The organism is Pseudomonas sp. GL_093 (assembly GCF_057837605.1).
In genome coordinates this window covers 4,616,672-4,632,927 of sequence record NZ_CM174448.1, presented here as the reverse complement: position 1 = coordinate 4,632,927, position 16,256 = coordinate 4,616,672, and the positions used below count along the sequence as shown (strand labels likewise).

16 protein-coding genes are annotated in these 16,256 nt (G+C 60.5%); 9 read left to right on the top strand and 7 right to left on the bottom strand.

All coding sequences use genetic code 11. From position 1 onward, the window contains the following. Positions 1-14: 14 nt before the first annotated feature. The 3 genes from mdtN to AC3IUE_RS21360 are packed head-to-tail and all read left to right on the top strand — an operon-like array spanning position 15 to position 4,617. Complete coding sequence (gene mdtN / locus AC3IUE_RS21370; protein WP_489263660.1) at positions 15-1,067, top strand: multidrug transporter subunit MdtN; 1,053 nt, start codon at positions 15-17, stop codon at positions 1,065-1,067. Beyond that, complete coding sequence (locus AC3IUE_RS21365) at positions 1,064-3,106, top strand: FUSC family protein (protein WP_489263659.1); 2,043 nt, start codon at positions 1,064-1,066, stop codon at positions 3,104-3,106. Before mdtN ends, AC3IUE_RS21365 begins: the two co-directional genes overlap by 4 nt. Further along, on the top strand, positions 3,103-4,617 hold the full coding sequence (locus tag AC3IUE_RS21360; RefSeq protein ID WP_489263658.1) for an efflux transporter outer membrane subunit: 1,515 nt from the start codon (positions 3,103-3,105) through the stop codon (positions 4,615-4,617). Before AC3IUE_RS21365 ends, AC3IUE_RS21360 begins: the two co-directional genes overlap by 4 nt. Here the strand turns inward: AC3IUE_RS21360 and AC3IUE_RS21355 are convergent. Next, positions 4,547-5,458 carry a LysR family transcriptional regulator gene (locus AC3IUE_RS21355; protein WP_489263657.1) on the bottom strand — a complete coding sequence of 304 codons (912 nt, stop codon included), beginning with the start codon at positions 5,456-5,458 and terminating at the stop codon, positions 4,547-4,549. The genes AC3IUE_RS21360 and AC3IUE_RS21355 overlap by 71 nt on opposite strands. A 146-nt stretch (positions 5,459-5,604) precedes the next feature. On the opposite strand from AC3IUE_RS21355, the gene AC3IUE_RS21350 reads away from it, so the two are divergent. Continuing rightward, positions 5,605-6,489: a pirin family protein gene (locus tag AC3IUE_RS21350; RefSeq protein WP_489263656.1), complete on the top strand. Its 885-nt coding sequence runs from the start codon at positions 5,605-5,607 to the stop codon at positions 6,487-6,489. Between the two features lie 107 nt (positions 6,490-6,596). Here AC3IUE_RS21350 and AC3IUE_RS21345 read toward each other — a convergent pair whose 3' ends face one another. Continuing rightward, a complete protein-coding gene (locus AC3IUE_RS21345; RefSeq protein WP_461999069.1) occupies positions 6,597-7,475 on the bottom strand; it encodes a LysR substrate-binding domain-containing protein in 879 nt (292 codons plus the stop codon). Between the two features lie 147 nt (positions 7,476-7,622). Between AC3IUE_RS21345 and AC3IUE_RS21340 the strand changes: the two genes are divergently transcribed. From AC3IUE_RS21340 to AC3IUE_RS21325, 4 genes are read left to right on the top strand one after another with little or no spacing between them, the layout of a single operon-like run. Further along, positions 7,623-8,675: an agmatine deiminase family protein gene (locus AC3IUE_RS21340; RefSeq protein WP_489263655.1), complete on the top strand. Its 1,053-nt coding sequence runs from the start codon at positions 7,623-7,625 to the stop codon at positions 8,673-8,675. Between the two features lie 4 nt (positions 8,676-8,679). Next, on the top strand, positions 8,680-9,588 hold the full coding sequence (gene aguB / locus AC3IUE_RS21335) for an N-carbamoylputrescine amidase (RefSeq protein ID WP_489263654.1): 909 nt from the start codon (positions 8,680-8,682) through the stop codon (positions 9,586-9,588). A gap of 1 nt (position 9,589) precedes the next feature. Next, the gene (locus AC3IUE_RS21330; RefSeq protein ID WP_489263653.1) at positions 9,590-10,693 is read left to right on the top strand and encodes an extracellular solute-binding protein; all 1,104 of its coding nucleotides are present in this window, start codon (positions 9,590-9,592) and stop codon (positions 10,691-10,693) included. 29 nt (positions 10,694-10,722) lie between these two features. Further along, positions 10,723-11,847 (top strand): agmatine deiminase family protein, encoded by a 1,125-nt coding sequence (locus AC3IUE_RS21325; RefSeq protein WP_489263652.1) that lies wholly within the window; start codon positions 10,723-10,725, stop codon positions 11,845-11,847. A 38-nt stretch (positions 11,848-11,885) separates the two neighbouring features. On the opposite strand, the gene phnE is transcribed toward AC3IUE_RS21325, so the two are convergent. From phnE to AC3IUE_RS21305, 4 genes are read right to left on the bottom strand one after another with little or no spacing between them, the layout of a single operon-like run. Next, complete coding sequence (gene phnE / locus AC3IUE_RS21320) at positions 11,886-12,653, bottom strand: phosphonate ABC transporter, permease protein PhnE (protein ID WP_489263651.1); 768 nt, start codon at positions 12,651-12,653, stop codon at positions 11,886-11,888. Next, positions 12,650-13,477 (bottom strand): PhnE/PtxC family ABC transporter permease, encoded by an 828-nt coding sequence (locus tag AC3IUE_RS21315; protein WP_489263650.1) that lies wholly within the window; start codon positions 13,475-13,477, stop codon positions 12,650-12,652. Before AC3IUE_RS21315 ends, phnE begins: the two co-directional genes overlap by 4 nt. Further along, positions 13,471-14,268 carry a phosphonate ABC transporter ATP-binding protein gene (locus tag AC3IUE_RS21310; protein WP_056743816.1) on the bottom strand — a complete coding sequence of 266 codons (798 nt, stop codon included), beginning with the start codon at positions 14,266-14,268 and terminating at the stop codon, positions 13,471-13,473. Before AC3IUE_RS21310 ends, AC3IUE_RS21315 begins: the two co-directional genes overlap by 7 nt. Then, positions 14,265-15,116, bottom strand: coding sequence for a putative selenate ABC transporter substrate-binding protein (locus tag AC3IUE_RS21305; RefSeq protein ID WP_415768366.1), 852 nt, complete (start codon positions 15,114-15,116; stop codon positions 14,265-14,267). The genes AC3IUE_RS21310 and AC3IUE_RS21305 overlap by 4 nt, the downstream gene beginning before the upstream one ends. 291 nt (positions 15,117-15,407) lie before the next feature. Between AC3IUE_RS21305 and AC3IUE_RS21300 the strand changes: the two genes are divergently transcribed. Continuing rightward, positions 15,408-15,716 (top strand): panthothenate synthetase, encoded by a 309-nt coding sequence (locus AC3IUE_RS21300; RefSeq protein WP_489268918.1) that lies wholly within the window; start codon positions 15,408-15,410, stop codon positions 15,714-15,716. Between the two features lie 22 nt (positions 15,717-15,738). On the opposite strand, the gene AC3IUE_RS21295 is transcribed toward AC3IUE_RS21300, so the two are convergent. Beyond that, positions 15,739-16,224 carry a GNAT family N-acetyltransferase gene (locus tag AC3IUE_RS21295; protein WP_489263649.1) on the bottom strand — a complete coding sequence of 162 codons (486 nt, stop codon included), beginning with the start codon at positions 16,222-16,224 and terminating at the stop codon, positions 15,739-15,741. Between the last annotated feature and the right edge of the window lie 32 nt (positions 16,225-16,256).

The following is a 16,256-nucleotide window of genomic DNA, read 5'->3' as shown; positions in this document are numbered from 1 at the left end:
GGGAGTCGCCCACCATGAGCGAAAATGTTGTGAAAACACTGCCCCGGCGCGTCCTGATCCTGGTGTTGCTGGGGCTGACTCTGGCATTGCTGTTGTGGGTCGTCTGGCGACTCGACAACGCTCCGCGTACCGATGACGCCTATGCCTATGCCGATACCATCAACGTCACCCCCGAGGTGAGCGGCAGCATCGTCGAGCTGCCAGTGCGCGAGAGCCAGCAGGTGCAGCAGGGGGATGTGCTTCTGCGTATTGATGCTCGTCCGTATCAGGACGTGCTGGATCAGACCCTGGCGTCACTGCAAGCGCTGAACCAGGAAATCATCCTCAGCCAGCGCCAGGTCGATGCCCAACAATTCAACTCTGATGCCGTAAAAGCCAGCATCGAACGGGCCAAGGCGGCTGCTGTGCAGACGGCGGACACCTTGCGACGCATGGAACCACTGCTGTCGCGCGGCTATGTTTCCGAGGAGCAGGTGGACCAGGCGCGCACCGCCGCCAAAAGCGCCCGTGCCGAATTGAATGCAGCGCAGCTACAGGTCAAGCAAGCCGCCGCTGCCGTCAGCGGGGTTGACGCGTTGGTCGCCAAGCGCGCAGTGATCCAGGCGCAGATCGCCCGCGCCGAGCTGGATCTGGAGCACAGTGTTGTGCGCGCACCCTTCGACGGACGTATCGTTGGCCTGACGACTTCTGACGGCCAGTTCGCGGCAGCAGGGCATCCGCTGTTCAGCCTGATCGATACGCGGCGCTGGTACGTGGTGGCGAACTTTCGCGAGACCGAGCTGGACCATATCCATACCGGCAGCCGCAGTACGCTGTACCTGATGAGCGACAGCCAGCGAGCTTTCAGCGGGACCGTGGACTCCATTGGCTTCGGTGTCTTCCCCGACGATGGCGGCACCCAGGTCAGCGGGTTGCCGAAGGTCGCACGGACCATCAATTGGGTGCGGGTGGCGCAACGCTTCCCGGTACGCATCCGTGTCGATCAACCCGACCCGCAACTGTTCCGCATCGGCGCATCGGCGGTAGCCGTGATCCATGCCGACGGTGACAAAGGTAAGCCGCAATGACGGCCGTGGATGGCTGGCCTGAGCGTCTATGGCGCTTCGTCGTCGCCGAGTTGGCGGAGTTTCCCGGGCGCGGCAACGCGCTGTTGCGCAATCTGGTGGCTTGCACGCTGGTCATCATTCTCTCGATGAGTCTGGAGGTGCCATTACTGGCACTGTCGCTGATCATGGTGTTCTTCGTGAGCCAGACCAACGTGGTCCTGACACGTATGGCCGGCATCCTGTTCATCGTCAGCGCCACGCTCGCCATCGGTATCGCTATCCTCCTGCTCAAGTTCACCTACGGCTATCCACTGCTGCGTATCGTCTGCGCAAGCGTGGTGTTTCTGGTCAGTATGTTCGGCATGCGTGCCACGCGCCTTGGCCCGCTGTTTTTCGTGGTGGCTATCGTCACCATCTACGTGCAGAGCCTGGTGGATCTCGTTGCGCAACCCGAGTTGCTGTTACGTGGCTGCCTTTGGGTGTGGATGGCTGTGGTTTACCCGACGCTGGTCACCCTGCTGGTCAACACGTTGCTGCTGCCGCAAGAACCGCAGCAGTTGTTGCGCGAAGCGATGCAGCGTCAACTGGCTCAGGTCGAGGCGTGTCTGGGGGAGGTGGGAGAGGGGCGAACAAAGCCCCTGGAAATCAGCCCGATTGATGTCCAGCAGGGCGTGCTCAGCCTGCATAAACTGCTGAAGTTCACCAGCATGCGCGATACCGGCTATCGAGCTCACGAGGTGCAGCATCTCGCGCTGATCACGTGCATCTCGCGACTGTATGCCGCCGTAGCATCCCTTAACGCGCCAGTCTCGGATGTCGAAGCGCTGGCGGCTCTACGTCAGGATTGTGTGGCGCTGGCCAAGGCCATCGAGGGCGGCCCCATGCCATCGCCATTGCACAGCGAGGCGCTGATGCGGCCGCTGATGCCTGCGGCACTGGAGGAGATGCGTGAGGCGTTGCGCGCCCTGGCCCCCCGCGAGGCCTTGATCCCGTCCGCCAACATCCCGGTGAAGGAGCCTCTGCTGGCAAGCGACGCCTTCAGCAATCCCAACTACCTGCTTTTTGCCTTCAAGAGCTGGCTGGCCGCGCTGTTGTGCTATGTGTTCTACAACGCCGTGGACTGGCCGGGCATCCACACGGTGATGCTGACTTGCGTGATCGTCGCCTTACCCAGTCTCGGTGCGTCGACCCAGAAAGGCCTGCTGCGCATCGGCGGTTGTCTGGTGGGAAGTGCCTTGGCACTGCTGTGCATGGTCTTCGTCATTCCGCAAATCGAGACGCTGGTCGGCCTGTTGGTCATGAGCCTGCCGGTAATCGGTCTCGGGGCGTGGGTTGCGGCGGGCTCCGAGCGCATCAGCTATGCCGGCTTGCAAATCATGTTCTGCTTCGCCCTGGCTTTGCTCGAACAGTTTGGCCCGAGCACCGACATGACCGAAATCCGCGACCGTCTGGTCGGTATCATTCTCGGCGTTCTGGTCAGCACTCTGGTGCATGGTCTGCTGTGGCCGGAAAGCGAAGGTGACGGTTTGCGGCGGCGCCTGTCTTCAATCCTGCACAGCATCGCCGGAGTATTGGGTGCGCCCAAATATGATGCATCAGTCGATCATTTGCACGAACTGAGCTTGCGCAGCTGGGGGCAGCTCGCCGAATGCGAGGCGATGCTTGCGCGCGTGGCCCTGGAGCCCGGTTGGCAACAGGGGGAGCATGAAGTGCTGACACTGTTTACCCAGACGCTGCTGGCCAAGGCCCGGGAGATCCTTCTATTGACCGGCCAGTTGCAGCGCAACCGTGCTGCGCTCGAAGCCGAATTGCCAATGCCGCTGCGCATCTGGCTGGACGAGCATCAGCCGCGGTTGGGTGCGTGGCTGGTCAGCTACGCGGCGCGATTGAATGATCAGGCGGTTGCGCTGGATGGCTTGCCGCCATTCGATCCGCCAGCGGAAGGGGGGCGGGGCGACTTCGGACTGCTGCGGGAGTTACATGAGCTACGTCGTCTGTTGGGTTCGCTTCCAGACTGGCAGTCTTTTGAAAACGGCACGCTGGTGGAGCTGCGCCCATGAACGGCGGCACCCGGTTGTGCGCGGTTCTCGGCCTGTGCCTGACCTTGGGCGGATGCGCGTTGATCCGCGAAGAGGGCAGCCTGGCGCCGCAGCTTGACCCCGCCAGCATCCGCCTCGCCGACGATCTGCACCTGGCCCGCGAGGGTTGGCCCGAAGCGCGTTGGTGGGCACGCTATCGGGACCCGCAGCTCAATCAGTTGATCGACATCGCCTTCGCTCAGGCTCCGAGCATCGCCATCGCTCGCAGTCATATCGACCAGGCCCGCGCCCAGGCAGCCTCGGTGAAATCTCTGACTGGCGTGCAGGTCGATCTGGTCGCCCTGGTCAACCGCCAGCACGTTTCCGCCAATGGTTTTCTTGGCCCTTTCGCCCAAAACGAACCGGCTCTCGGCCTCACCGGTCCCTGGTACACCGAGGGTGTGGTGGGCCTCGGTGGCGCGTACCAAATCGATCTCTGGGGACGGCAGCGCGCGCAAATCGACAGTGCCTTGGGCATACGCAACGCGCGTCAGGCGGAAGCGGCCTGGGTCGAGCTGGAGGTGGCCAGCGGCGTGACCCTGCTGTATTTCCAGATCCAGACTGCACAACAACTACTCGCCGACTTGCAGCGCATGTCGGCCATTGCTGCCGAAGTGGTGGCCGCGCATCAGGCGCTCATCGAACGTGGCCTGGAGGCGCAGCCACTGAAGCAACAGGCGCTGAGCAACCAGGCACTGATCGAGCGGCAGATCGTCTCCCTGCGCAGTCAGACGCAACAACTGCGTGAAGCCATGCGCGCGTTACTCGGTGTTGGCGCTGAAGTTGCGCTGCCACTGGCGCCGCGATCCCTGCCGACACATGCCTATGGGGTGCCGCAGAGTCTGGGCTATGAATTGCTGGCGCGACGTCCGGACCTACAGGCCATGCGCTGGCTGGTCCAATCATCCTATTCGAACATCGATGCGGCCAAGGCCGCCTTCTACCCGAGTTTCGACATCAAGGCCTTCTTCGGCGCCGACGCACTGCACATGGGAGACCTGTGGGACCATGGCAGCCGACAGATCAATCTGATCCCCGGGATGACCCTGCCGATCTTCGACGGTGGCCGCCTCAATGCCGAACTGGCCAATGCCCGCAGCCTGAGCAACGGCCTTGTGCAACAGTACAATCAAGCGGTGCTTGACGCCGTGCGTGACGTCGCTGTGGCCGGCAGCAAGCTGCAGGGACTGGAAGTACAGGAGACGTTACAGCAGGCGCGCATCGGCAACATGCGCTTCAACCGTGACAGTGCCGATGCGCACTACCAGCGTGGCCTGTTGAATCGGGTGGCGGCACTGGAAGCAAACCTGCCGCTGCTGGCCGAACAGAGTGGCCTGGCCTTGTTGCAGGGGCAGCGCCTGGAAAGCGAGGTGGCGCTGATCAAGGCTTTGGGTGGTGGCTATCGCGCGGACAAGAAGAACGTTACGCAGGATCGAAGAGGTGAGGGTCTTGTTCCTGTAGATGAGCAACCGCTTGCGTCACGAACACGCTAACCGCTAATGGGATCTGCTTTCGGCTGGGATAAACAATGGATAAGTCGCTATTTTGCTGGCTATAGTCCGGTAACAATTGGACAAGATGTCCGGCGTTCAAGCTTGAACGCAGAATGGGTTCCGGCAGCAGGCAGATGCCCAGGCCCGCCATGGCGGCTTTCAACTGGGACTGTGCAGTGTTCGCGCAAAATCGTCCGCTGACCCCGACCTGGATCGCACCCTGAGGGCCGATCAAATTCCAATGGGTCTGCGTGGAGGAATGGGATGGCCTGATACAGGCGTGTTCGCCCAACGCACGGACATCCTCTGGCGTGCCGTAAAGGTCAAGATACCTTTGGCTGGCGGCAAGAATGCGGCGACCGGTACTGACTTTTCGCGCAACGAGACTTGAGTCAGGAAGCGCGCCCGACCTGAATGCCAGGTCGATGCCTTCGGCGATCAGGTCAGTTCGCAAATCGCTCAACACAAAGTCCAGCTCCACTTTTGGATATCGACTGAGGAAGTCAGCGACAAAATCCATCTGGAACACCTCAAAAAAATCTGCGGGGGCTGCGACCCTGATCCTTCCGGTCGGTTCCTGGCTGCCTTGCGCAAGCTGGCGACTGACCTCGATCAATTCGATGACTTGACTGGCGCTTCGCTCATATAGGGTCTCACCGGCGCCCGTGAGTACCAACTTGCGGGTGGATCGATGCAGCAGACGCACCCCCATAGCTTCCTCCAGCAGCTTCATGCGCCGACTGAGTGTGTTGGAGGGCGCCCCTGTGCGTCGGGCTGCTCCTGCAAAGCTCCCCGCGTCGACGATTTGAACAAAAAGAGCCACGTCATTGAGGTCAAACACTTGATTGCGCCAAAAATGGATGAGTGAAAAGCAACTATAGCTACTAATCAAATTAATCCCCAATCCCTAACATGAGCCCACACCAATCGCCACCGCAGCCTGGCTCGAGCGCTTGACGAGGGCATTCACGGTTAGAGGAAAAAGACATGCGTACTGCAACGCTGGGTGAAACCATTGCTCACCGCGAAATCGTCTACCGCACCACAGGAAGCCGGCATGGCCCGATTGTCCGGCTGATGAGTCCTTCAGATCTGGGCCACTTGATCAAGCCGTTCGTTTTTCTTGATCTGTTTGAAGGTGAGAGTTCATTCATTAACGGTATGCAAATGCACCCGCACTCGGGAATCGCCACTGTCACAGTCATTACCGAAGGTAATTTGCACTTTGAAGATGTCGAAGCCGGTTCGGGGACTATTGACTACGGTGGCGTCGAATGGATGCGTGCGGGAGGCGGGGTGTGGCATGGGAAGGAAATGTCAGTTGGTACATCGAAGCGGATTCAAGGTTTTCAACTTTGGGTTGCACTACCACCCGAGTTGGAAAACGCGAGTGTCGATAGCCAGTACCTGGAGGCAGACGTGATGCTTGAAGTGGGGCCTGCGCGTGTGATTCTTGGTACGCACCAGGGTGTCCAGAGCCCGGTCCGCGCCCCGGATGGAATGAATTATTTGCTGGTCACCCTACGAGCCGGGGAATCCTGGACATATGTGCCGCCACCGGGGCATGAGTCGTTGTGGCTGAGTGTCAGCCGAGGATCCCTTTATGCGCCTGACCTGATCACCGCGGGAGAAATGGCTATCTTCGCGCCAGGTAGCGATGCCGTCACGCTGAAGGCCGAGCAAAAAGATGCAGTCTTCGTGATCGGTTCAGCAGCACCTCACCCCTATGATCTAGCGCTGGGAAACTACTCCGTGCATACCAACCCAAAAGCATTGCAAGCGGGAGAGGCAAAGATTGCCGAGATTGGCCTCCGGTTGCGAGAGTACTTGCGCGCGCCCAACCAATCCGCTTCCGTTCCGGTTTTCAAGTAATTCAGGCGGCCGGTTACTCAGGCCCGCAACCTTATTCAGGACGAGACAGTGCGCGTAAAAAAGCCCGGTGATGCGGCAGGCCTGATCGCTGGACGCACCCCATTTTTCTAGCCGTTCAACTCTGTTGGGCGATCTTCCAGGTTACCCAACAGCCACTCACTGAAGCTTCGCGCCAACGCATTATTCTCACTGTCACGATGGGTCAGCATGGCCCAGTTCGGGCCGCGAATGGTTTGCTCCACCAAGGGTTGCAACAATCCTTGGATACGCGCCTGCCGACTCAATAACTGGCTGACCAGGGCGATACCGAGCCCCGCGCACGCGGCGTCCAGCAGCAGGCCGGGGTCGGAGAAATTCAGCCCCTGATCTTTCTGGCCTACATCGATGCCAGCCTCCACCGCCCAGTGACTCCAATCCATTTCCCGCTCACCGTGAAGGGTGGTGCGCTGTTCCTGTGGCAACGCCAAAAGGCTCGGGTGACACGCCGGATAGAGGCGGTCGGCGTGCAGCACCTTGAAGCTGCACTCGGCTTGGGAGCTGATGTCATCGCGCACTGCGAGGTCGATGGTCTGGGTGGTCATGTCCGGGACTTCATCGGTACTGAAAATCCACAGATCAACGTCCGGATGCTCGCGGCGAAAATCCCCCAAGCGTGGCAGCAACCAGTGACGGGCGAACGCCGGAGTGGTGTTGAGGACCAGTTGGTTGGGTTTCTGGTATTGCCCGAGGCGGCGAATACCGACGGCCAGTTGTTGCAGCAATGCCTGGGTGGTGCTGAGCAGGTCGTGCCCGGCATCGGTCAGGCTGACGCTGCGTCCATTGCGAAAGAACAAGGGTTGTTCGAGGTACGCCTCAAGGCTGCGGATCTGCTGACTGATCGCCGATTGGGTGAGGTGCAACTCGGCGGCCGCCTTGTGAAAACTGCCCAGCCGGGCGGCGGCTTCAAAGCCGCGAAGGGTGCTGAGTGGCGGCCAGTGCTTGAGCATGTTGATAAGTTCCTCTAATCATTTGTCTGCAAAATCCATCGTTTGTTTGCCCGATTTTAAGGCCGTAGCATGCATGCCAGGACCACCCAAGCAGTTTTGTTGAACACAATGGCTTAACTTAAAGGGCTTTTTATCATGCAGCATGTCATGCAGCAGAATGAAATTCGAAACAGCGGTTGGATGATGCCGGCCGAGTGGGTCAGGCACGCCGCCACCTGGATGGTCTGGCCGCACAATACGGCACTCTGGGAGTCCGGTTGGGGCGTGACATTGCCACGGGTGCAAGAGGACTTCGCTCGCGTCGCCAACGCCATCGCCCGTTTCGAACCGGTGAAACTGGTCGTCGACCCTTCTGCTATCGCCAGCGCCAAAGCGTTATGTGGGCCGAACATCGAATTGATCGAGCTGTCGGTGAACGACAGCTGGTGCCGGGACTCCGGTCCGAGTTTCGTCTGCCATCCGCAACAAGGCCTGGCCGGGGTGAGCTGGCGTTTCAACGCGTGGGGCGGAAAGTCGGCTCATGATCTGGACGAAAGCCTGGCTCGTCGCGCACTCAATCACTTGGGCGTGGAGTGCTTTGGTACCGCGCTGAGCAATGAAGGCGGGGCCATCCATGTGGACGGCGAGGGCACGCTGATCACCACCGAGTCGGTGTTGCTCAACCCCAATCGCAACCCGGGCATGAACAAGGCGGAGATGGAGGAAATCTTCACGCGTCTGCTGGGCGTGAAAAAAACGATCTGGCTGCCAGGCGATCCGGACTATGTGACCGGCGACATGACTGACGGCCACGTCGATGGCGTGTGCGCGTTCGCCCGCCCTGGCGTGTTGCTGGTGGACGCCACCCACGACCAGCACTCGGTGTATGCCGAAGTTGCCCTCGAGAACCGGCGTGCCCTGGAGCTGGCCACCGATGCCCAAGGTCGACAGTTCGAGCTGATCGAGTTGTATGAAGCCAGCGATGCCGTGGACATCGAAGCTGAAGTGTTCTGTGCCTCCTACACCAATTTCTACATCGCCAACGACGCCATCATCATGCCGGCCTACGGCATTGATGCCGACAACGTGGCGGCCGCCGTGCTGGGACAGGCGTTCCCCGGGCGAGAAGTGGTGCCGGTGCGGATCAATCACCTGGCCCACGGCGGTGGCGGTGTGCATTGCATCACCCAGCAACAGCCCGCCTGGCCGGTGGAGGGTTGATGCCATGACGCTTCTGACCATCGCTACCACCCAGATGCCCTGCACCTGGGACCTGCAACACAACCTCAATCAGGCTGAACAACTGGTGCGCGAAGCCGCGGCCAAAGGCGCTCAGGTCATCCTGTTGCAGGAGCTGTTTGCCACGCCGTATTTCTGCATCGAGCAAAGCCACAAGCACCTGGAGCTGGCCGCCGAATATCGATACAGCCCTGTGCTCAAGCGCTTTGCCGCATTGGCCAAAGAGTTGGGAGTGGTGCTGCCGCTGAGCTGGTTCGAGAAGGCCGGCAATGCCTACTTCAACTCCTTGAGCGTGGCCGATGCCGATGGGCGCTTGCTGGGTGTGTATCGCAAGACCCACATTCCCAACGCCATCGGCTATCAGGAGAAGGAATACTTCAGTCCCGGCGATACCGGTTTTCGTGTCTGGGACACGGCGTTCGGGCGCCTGGGTGTGGGGATCTGCTGGGATCAGTGGTTCCCCGAGACCGCGCGCTGCCTGGCGTTGATGGGCGCTGAAGTCTTGCTGTTTCCCACCGCCATCGGTTCTGAGCCTGGCTGCGCGGCGCTGGATTCCCGTGACCACTGGCAGATGACCATGCGCGGCCACGCCGCCGCCAACCTGCTGCCGGTGGTGGCCGCCAATCGCGTCGGCCGAGAGGCGGCGACCACTGATCCGACCTTGCAGATGAGCTTCTACGGCTCGTCGTTTATCTGCAATCACAAGGGCAAGTTGCTCGCCGAGGCCGACCGCGACAGCACCGGCGTGCTGGTGCAAAGCCTGGACCTGGCCGCGATGCGCGAAGAGCGCTTGAGCTGGGGCATTTACCGCGATCGCCGTCCGGACATGTACGGCGCGCTGTTGACTCAGGACGGTCGTCACACCCATGCACGCTGGAAGACTCAGGAGGTTTGATATGCACACGATCAAAATGCTGTTGAGCGGTGCCTTGGGCCTGGCGCTGGGTTGTGCCTTGCCGGCGCTGCACGCGGAAGAGAAAACCCTCCGGCTGTACAACTGGGCCGACTATTTTGCCGAGGACACGCTGGCCAAATTCACCGCCGAAACCGGGATCAAAGTGATCTACGACGTCATGGATGGCAGTGAGACGCTGGAAGCCAAAATGCTCGCCGGTGGCAGCGGTTATGACCTGATCTTCCCGGGCGACACCGTCGCTGAACGCTTGATGCGCGCCGGCAGCCTGCAACCGCTGGACCGGTCAAAACTCACGGCGCTGGATGACATCGAACCCGGCTTGCAGAAGTTGCGAACGCATTACGAGTATTCCCGCCAGGCCACCGTCCCTTACACCTGGGGCACTATCGGCCTGACCTACAATGCCGAACAGATCAAACAGCGTTTGCCGGATGCTCCGGTCAACAGCCTCGACATGTTGTTCAAACCGGAGCTGGCTGCCAAATTTGCCGACTGCGGCATTTCGATGATCGACTCGCCGGACGAAGTGCTGGCAGTCGTGCTCAATTATCTGGGCCGGGAGCCACGCAGCGCCAAGCCTGAAGATTTGGCCGCAGCGAGTGAGTTGCTGCTGAAACTTCGGCCGTACATCCGCAAGTTCCAGTCGCAGCCGGTCACCGATTTGGTGAACGGCAACCTGTGCCTGTCGCTCGGTTACAGCGGGGACATGACACAGGCGCAACGGACGGCGGATTCCGCCGGCAAGAACACCATGTTCCAATACCGTGTTCCCCGTGAAGGCACCACGGTGTGGATGGACGCCATGGCGATTCCGGTCGACGCCAAACATCCGGAGTACGCTTATGCGTTCATCAACTTCGTCATGCGCCCGGACAACATGGCCGCCATCAGTAACTTCACCGGCTACCCCACCTCCAATGCCAAGGCACGTGCGAGCGTCGATGCGACCATGCGCAACAACCCAGATATTTACCTCGATGAAGCTACTTATGCGCGGCTGATTCCCGGCAAGGACATTCCGCAGCCCGATATGCGGGCGCGCATGCGCACCTGGACCAAGTTCAAGACGGCCACCGCGAAATGACTTCAGACAAACACTCCAGGGATCAACACATGTCGACGCGTCGTGAGTTCATCAAGCAAGTATCGGTAGTCGCCGGTTTGGGCGCGGCAGCGTCTATCGGGCTTGGCCTGACGCCCCTGCACGCGCAAGCGGCTACCTCCGGCAGTTGGCGTATGCCGGATGAGGGCGACAGGCATCAGCGGGCCTTCATCGCCTTTGGCGCACAGGAAGCGATCTGGGAGGATTTCACTCCCGACGTACAAGCCGCCATTGGCCTGATCGCTCGCACCCTCGCACGATATGAACCGGTGACCGTGTTCTGTCGTGAGCGTGAACGGGAGCTGGCCGAAGAACATTGCGGTACGGCTAACATCACCTACGTCACCAGCGAACTCGACGACATCTGGATGCGCGATACCGGCGCCAACTTCGTCATCGATGAGAAAGGCGAGCTCGGCGCCGTGGATTTCAACTTCAACGGCTGGGGCAACAAACAGCAGCATGGCGAGGATGCGCAACTGGCCGCTCTGGTTGCGAGTACCGTGGAAGCCCGTCATATCCGCAGTGAGTTGGTGGGCGAGGGCGGTGGTATCGAAGTGGATGGTCATGGCACGGGGATCATGACCGAAAGCAGCTGGATCAATGCCAACCGCAACCCCGATTGGAGCAAGGCCGAGATCGAGCAAGAGCTGAAAGCGCGCTTGGGCTTGCGCAAGATCATCTGGCTGCCGGGTATCAAAGGTAAGGACATCACGGATGCCCATGTCGATTTCTACGCCCGTTTCGTCAAGCCAGGCGTTGTGATCGCCAACCTCGACAACGACCCTCAGTCATACGATTACAGCGTCACGCGTGCCCATTTGGACATTCTCAACAATGCCACGGATGCCGATGGCCGCAAGCTGCAGGTGCATACCCTGTCGCCACCGCTCAACCCACGAAAGAGCAAGTTCAGCCGCAACAACCCGGACTTTGCGGCAGGCTACATCAACTACTTCGTGATCAACGGGGCGGTCATTGCGCCCGAGTCTGGTGACAGGGCGGCAGACTCCAAAGCCTTTGATTTGTTGTCCGAGCTCTACCCGGATCGTGAAGTGGTGCAGCTCAACATCGACGCGATCTCTGCCGGTGGTGGCGGTATCCACTGTGTGACCAGTCACCAACCGTTGGCTTAGTCTGGAACAACTCTTTGCCATCGGGTGCTGCGAAGCCGTCAGGCCTTGACCCAGCGTTGACGGCTCCAGCTGCTCAATGTGTCGACGGCAAATACCAGCAACAGCATGGCCAGAATGACCGTGCTGGCTTGAGCTTCCTGAAACAGGCTGAGGCTGACATAGAGCATTTGCCCCAAACCACCGGCGCCGACGAAGCCGAGCACACTGGCCATGCGGATATTGTTTTCCCAGCGGTACAGGATGTAGGCCAGTAGCTGCGGCAACAGGTTGGGCAGTGATCCGTAACAGAACGCCCATACAGCATTGCCGCCCTGCAGGCGGATGGCTTCGGCCGGTTCGGGTGGGGTGTTTTCCAGCGCTTCGGCGAACAGCCGGCCGAGCACACCGGTGGTGTGCAAGGCCAGGGCCAGGGTGCCGGCATTGGGGCCGAGCCCGGCGGCGAGGACCATCAGCGCAGCCCACACCAGTTCCGGAACCGCGCGCAAGGCGTTGAGCACCAGACGCGACGCGCTCTGCAAAGGCCAGCCGAAGCGCCCGGCCGCGGGCAATGCCAACAGCAGGCCGAATACCGCCGCGAGCAGGGTGCCGAGGGCGGACATGGCGATGGTTTCCAGGGCGCCGTGGCCGATGGCTTGCAGATGGCCTGCGCTCAAGTCCGGGCTGAGAAAACGCTGCGCATAAGCGCCCATCTGCTTCAGGTTGCCGCTGCCACCCAGCTCGCCAAGGTCGATGCCCAAGTAGATGAACGAGGCGACCACCGCTGCGCCGATACACAGGAGCAGTGTCAGGTTGATCAAGCGGTTCATGTCAGCCTCCAGCGCAGCAGGCGACTGAGTTGATCGGCGAGCAGTACCAGGACGAGAAACGTCAGTAACAAACTGGCCACTTCACCGCCGGCGAACATGCGCAACGACAGGTCCATTTGCTGGCCCAGACCGCCGGCACCGACGAAGCCCATCACCACCGAGGCGCGGATTGCGCATTCCCAGCGGTACACCGTGTACGACAGCAGCTCCGCAGCGACATTGGGCAGGATCCCGTAGAAAAAGGCAGCGAGCCGGCCGCTGCCAGCCTGCAATAGCGCGTGAGCCGGGCGCTGGTCGACTGACTCGAAAATTTCCGCGTAGACCTTGCCCAGCATGCCGCTGTAGGTAATGGCGATGGCCAGTACCCCGGCAGTCGGGCCGAGGCCGACGGCGCGCACAAACAAAAGCGCCCAGACGATTTCCGGCACGCTGCGCAGGAAGATCAGTAAACCGCGTACCGGCCAACGCAGCAGTTGACCCCAATAGCTCGGGTGACCGGCGCGGGAGGCAGCAGACAGCGACAGAGCCCGACTGGCCAGCAGGCTGGCGGGGACGGCCAACAACAACGCCAGTGCCATGCCGGCCGTGGCGATGGCCAGGGTCTGCAGAGTGGCTTGCACTAACAGCTCAACGAATTCCTCGCCATGGGCCGGTGGCCAGAAGGCTGAGACAAACCGGCCCATCTCGCTCTGACTGTCACTCGCCACCAGAACACTGAGGTCCAATTCGCTGAAGTGGATGCCCGGCCACAGCAAGGCAAGGGCCAGTAAGGTGAACAGCAGGCGGGGCCGGGTGGCCGGATCTCGGGTATCACGGGTCAGCATCGGGGAATCTGCACACTCAAGGGCGCCGGAGTAATCGGTGGGGATTGCAGTTGTTCGTTGGCGTAGAGCTTGTCGAGCAGCTCGCGGTCGACTTCGCTGGCCGCAAGGTCGAACATGATCTGTCCATCACGTAAGCCGATGATCCGCGAAAAGTGCGCCAGGGCCAGCTCCACCGCATGCAGGCTGGCGACCAGGGTGACGTTGTGCTGCCGGGCATGGCGACAGAGCACCGACAGCGTGTGCTCGGCCAACACCGGGTCCATGGCCGAAACCGGCTCATCGGCCAGCAACACTTCGGGTGCTTGATACAGCACGCGGGCAATGCCCACGCGCTGTAGCTGTCCACCGGACAGTTGCTGACATTGCGCGAACAACTTGTCGCTGAGGTCGAGCCTCGCCAATGCCGCGCGTGCGCCCGGAATATCCACCGGATGCAGCAAGTTCAGCAGACTTTTGCCCAGGCCCCACTGACCCAGCTTTCCAGCCAGAACCGCAGTGACAACGCGTTGGCGCGGTGGCAGCGGGGGCGCTTGATGGATCAGGCCGATGCGCGCGCGCAGACGCTGACGCTGGCGGGCAGACAGCTGCCAGGCTCGCTCGCCGAGCACCTGCAGCTCGCCGTTGTCCGGTCGCAGGGCGGTGGCCAGCAGGTTGAGCAGGCTCGACTTGCCCGCGCCGGACGGACCGATGATGGCGACCTGTTCGCTGGCACCGATGTGCAGGTCCACACCACGCAACGCATGGACGCCGTTAACGTGGGTAAGGCTGACCTGGGTCAGATGCAACGTCATTTGAGCAGTTCGGCAGCGCGTGCGGCTTCCTCGATGCCCTTGTAGTTCTCGGGTTTGGTTTCGATGAATCGGCTGGCGGCCTGCAGGTCCAGAATCTCCTTGTCCTTCGGGTTCGCCGGATCGAGCGCCAGGAAGGCGGCCTTTATCTTGGCCGCCAGCGCCGGGTCGAGGGTCCCGCGTACCGTCCAGTTGTAGTCGTAGTAGGCCGGGGTGGTCGCAAACACTCGGACCTTGGTGGTGTCGACCTTGCCGGCGGCGACCAGTTTTTCCCACACGCTGGCGTTCAGTACCCCGGCGTCCACTTTGCCGGCCTGGACCCAGGCGACAGTGGCGTCATGGGCGCCGGAATAGCCCACGCGACTGAAGTAGGTTTCCGGCTTGATGCCGTCCTTCAGCATGAAATAGCGCGGCATGAGACTGCCCGACGTGGAGGACACCGAACCGAAGGCGAAGGTCTTGCCCTTGAGGTCGGCGAGGGATTTGACGGCCGGGTCGGCGGTGATGAATTTGCTGGTGAACTGGGCGTCCTGTTCGCGCTGTACCAGCGGAATGGCATTGCCGGTTTTCAGGCGTGCCTGCACGAACGTGAAGCCGCCCAGCCAGGCCATATCGATTCGGTCAGTGGCCAGCGCCTCGACCACGGCCGGATAGTCGCTCACGGGAACGAACTCGACCTTCATGCCCAATTGCTGTTCCAGGTAGGTGCCCAGCGGCTTGAACTTGCGCAGCAGTTCGGTCGGGGCTTCATCGGGAATCGCACTGACTTTCAGGGTGTCGGCGGCCTGCGCCAACAGAGTGCAAAAAGACAGCGTCACGCCGACAGCCAATGCCAGGGTACGGTTGAGCATGAAAATTCTCCGGTGCATTAAGGCAAAAATGTCGATACGCCAAGCGCAAGCTGGTTGCTGCATGGCGCTTTGTGAGGGTAGACGAAATGGAGCGAAATTGACCGCTTTTGGCCCACTTGTTAGTGCGACAAGCCTGAAGTCGATCCGGCCAGGATGATACGTGGTTTGGCGCTTTTAGCAGCCCGAAATCGCCATGTTGCATGACCGCTCGTAACCCGGCCCGAGGGTTGGCTAACGCTTGGCTATTCTTCATGACACTACAGCGTTGCAAGTTGAACAGAGGATTGAATGATGAAGATGTTACTGATGGTCGAGTGCCCTAACGAACCCTTCAACACCCTTGTCAAAGCCGGGAAGGTGGGCGAGGTTATTGAACGCATCCTGACCAGCATCAAACCGGAGGCGGCGTACTTTACCGAGCAGGATGGCAAGCGTGGTGGGATTTTTGTGGTCGACGTGCAAGACCCCTCCGACATCCCCACATTGGCGGAGCCCTTTTTTCTCAACTTCAACGCCAGCTGCAAGTTCCGTATTGTGATGAGCCCAGAGGATCTGCAAAAGGCCGGTCTGGAGACGCTCGGGCAAACGTGGGCGTGCTGAGAGGCCAGCCGCGTCTGATTAGTCAGTTCCGTACAGTCCAAAGCATGGTCTGAACCCTGATATGCGGATGACTGACCAAAGGTTCCCATTCATCGATGAAAGAGAAACCCTGCTTTAGATAGAAGTTCGAGGCTCTTGCATTGTCCGGGGAGACATCCAGGAAAACGCGATCATGCCCTTTGCCGATCGCGCGAGATTTCACCGCCTCAACAAGCTGAGCTGCCACACCAGAACCACGTGCAGCGGGTTCAACCCACATGCCGATCAGGTTGTAGCGATTCGCTTGACTGACCCCGGCACCGATCATCCCCACCGGTTTATCGTCCTTGATGGCCAACCAGAATTCCGCTCCGGCCGCTGACGAGGCTCGCTCTTTCCACTGCTCGTCACTGTATTGAGCGGCCGTTTGGTAACTCACACCAAACGCTGTCGGCGTGTCCAACAGCGCAGCGAGACGGACTTGCTTCAAAAACATCCAGTCTTTGGCTTCCGTCAATCGAATGTCCATGATCTTCCCTGAAGATGGCGCGAAATGGCTGC

Excerpts from the sequence above, each read along its gene's own strand:
- mdtN (WP_489263660.1), top strand. The coding sequence starts at position 15 with ATGAGCGAAAATGTTGTGAAAACACTGCCCCGGCGCGTCCTGATCCTG.
- AC3IUE_RS21365 (WP_489263659.1), top strand. The coding sequence starts at position 1,064 with ATGACGGCCGTGGATGGCTGGCCTGAGCGTCTATGGCGCTTCGTCGTC.
- AC3IUE_RS21360 (WP_489263658.1), top strand. The coding sequence starts at position 3,103 with ATGAACGGCGGCACCCGGTTGTGCGCGGTTCTCGGCCTGTGCCTGACC.
- AC3IUE_RS21350 (WP_489263656.1), top strand. The coding sequence starts at position 5,605 with ATGCGTACTGCAACGCTGGGTGAAACCATTGCTCACCGCGAAATCGTC.
- AC3IUE_RS21345 (WP_461999069.1), bottom strand. The coding sequence starts at position 7,475 with ATGCTCAAGCACTGGCCGCCACTCAGCACCCTTCGCGGCTTTGAAGCC.
- AC3IUE_RS21340 (WP_489263655.1), top strand. The coding sequence starts at position 7,623 with ATGCAGCAGAATGAAATTCGAAACAGCGGTTGGATGATGCCGGCCGAG.
- aguB (WP_489263654.1), top strand. The coding sequence starts at position 8,680 with ATGACGCTTCTGACCATCGCTACCACCCAGATGCCCTGCACCTGGGAC.
- AC3IUE_RS21330 (WP_489263653.1), top strand. The coding sequence starts at position 9,590 with ATGCACACGATCAAAATGCTGTTGAGCGGTGCCTTGGGCCTGGCGCTG.
- AC3IUE_RS21325 (WP_489263652.1), top strand. The coding sequence starts at position 10,723 with ATGTCGACGCGTCGTGAGTTCATCAAGCAAGTATCGGTAGTCGCCGGT.
- phnE (WP_489263651.1), bottom strand. The coding sequence starts at position 12,653 with ATGAACCGCTTGATCAACCTGACACTGCTCCTGTGTATCGGCGCAGCG.
- AC3IUE_RS21315 (WP_489263650.1), bottom strand. The coding sequence starts at position 13,477 with ATGCTGACCCGTGATACCCGAGATCCGGCCACCCGGCCCCGCCTGCTG.
- AC3IUE_RS21310 (WP_056743816.1), bottom strand. The coding sequence starts at position 14,268 with ATGACGTTGCATCTGACCCAGGTCAGCCTTACCCACGTTAACGGCGTC.
- AC3IUE_RS21305 (WP_415768366.1), bottom strand. The coding sequence starts at position 15,116 with ATGCTCAACCGTACCCTGGCATTGGCTGTCGGCGTGACGCTGTCTTTT.
- AC3IUE_RS21300 (WP_489268918.1), top strand. The coding sequence starts at position 15,408 with ATGAAGATGTTACTGATGGTCGAGTGCCCTAACGAACCCTTCAACACC.
- AC3IUE_RS21295 (WP_489263649.1), bottom strand. The coding sequence starts at position 16,224 with ATGGACATTCGATTGACGGAAGCCAAAGACTGGATGTTTTTGAAGCAA.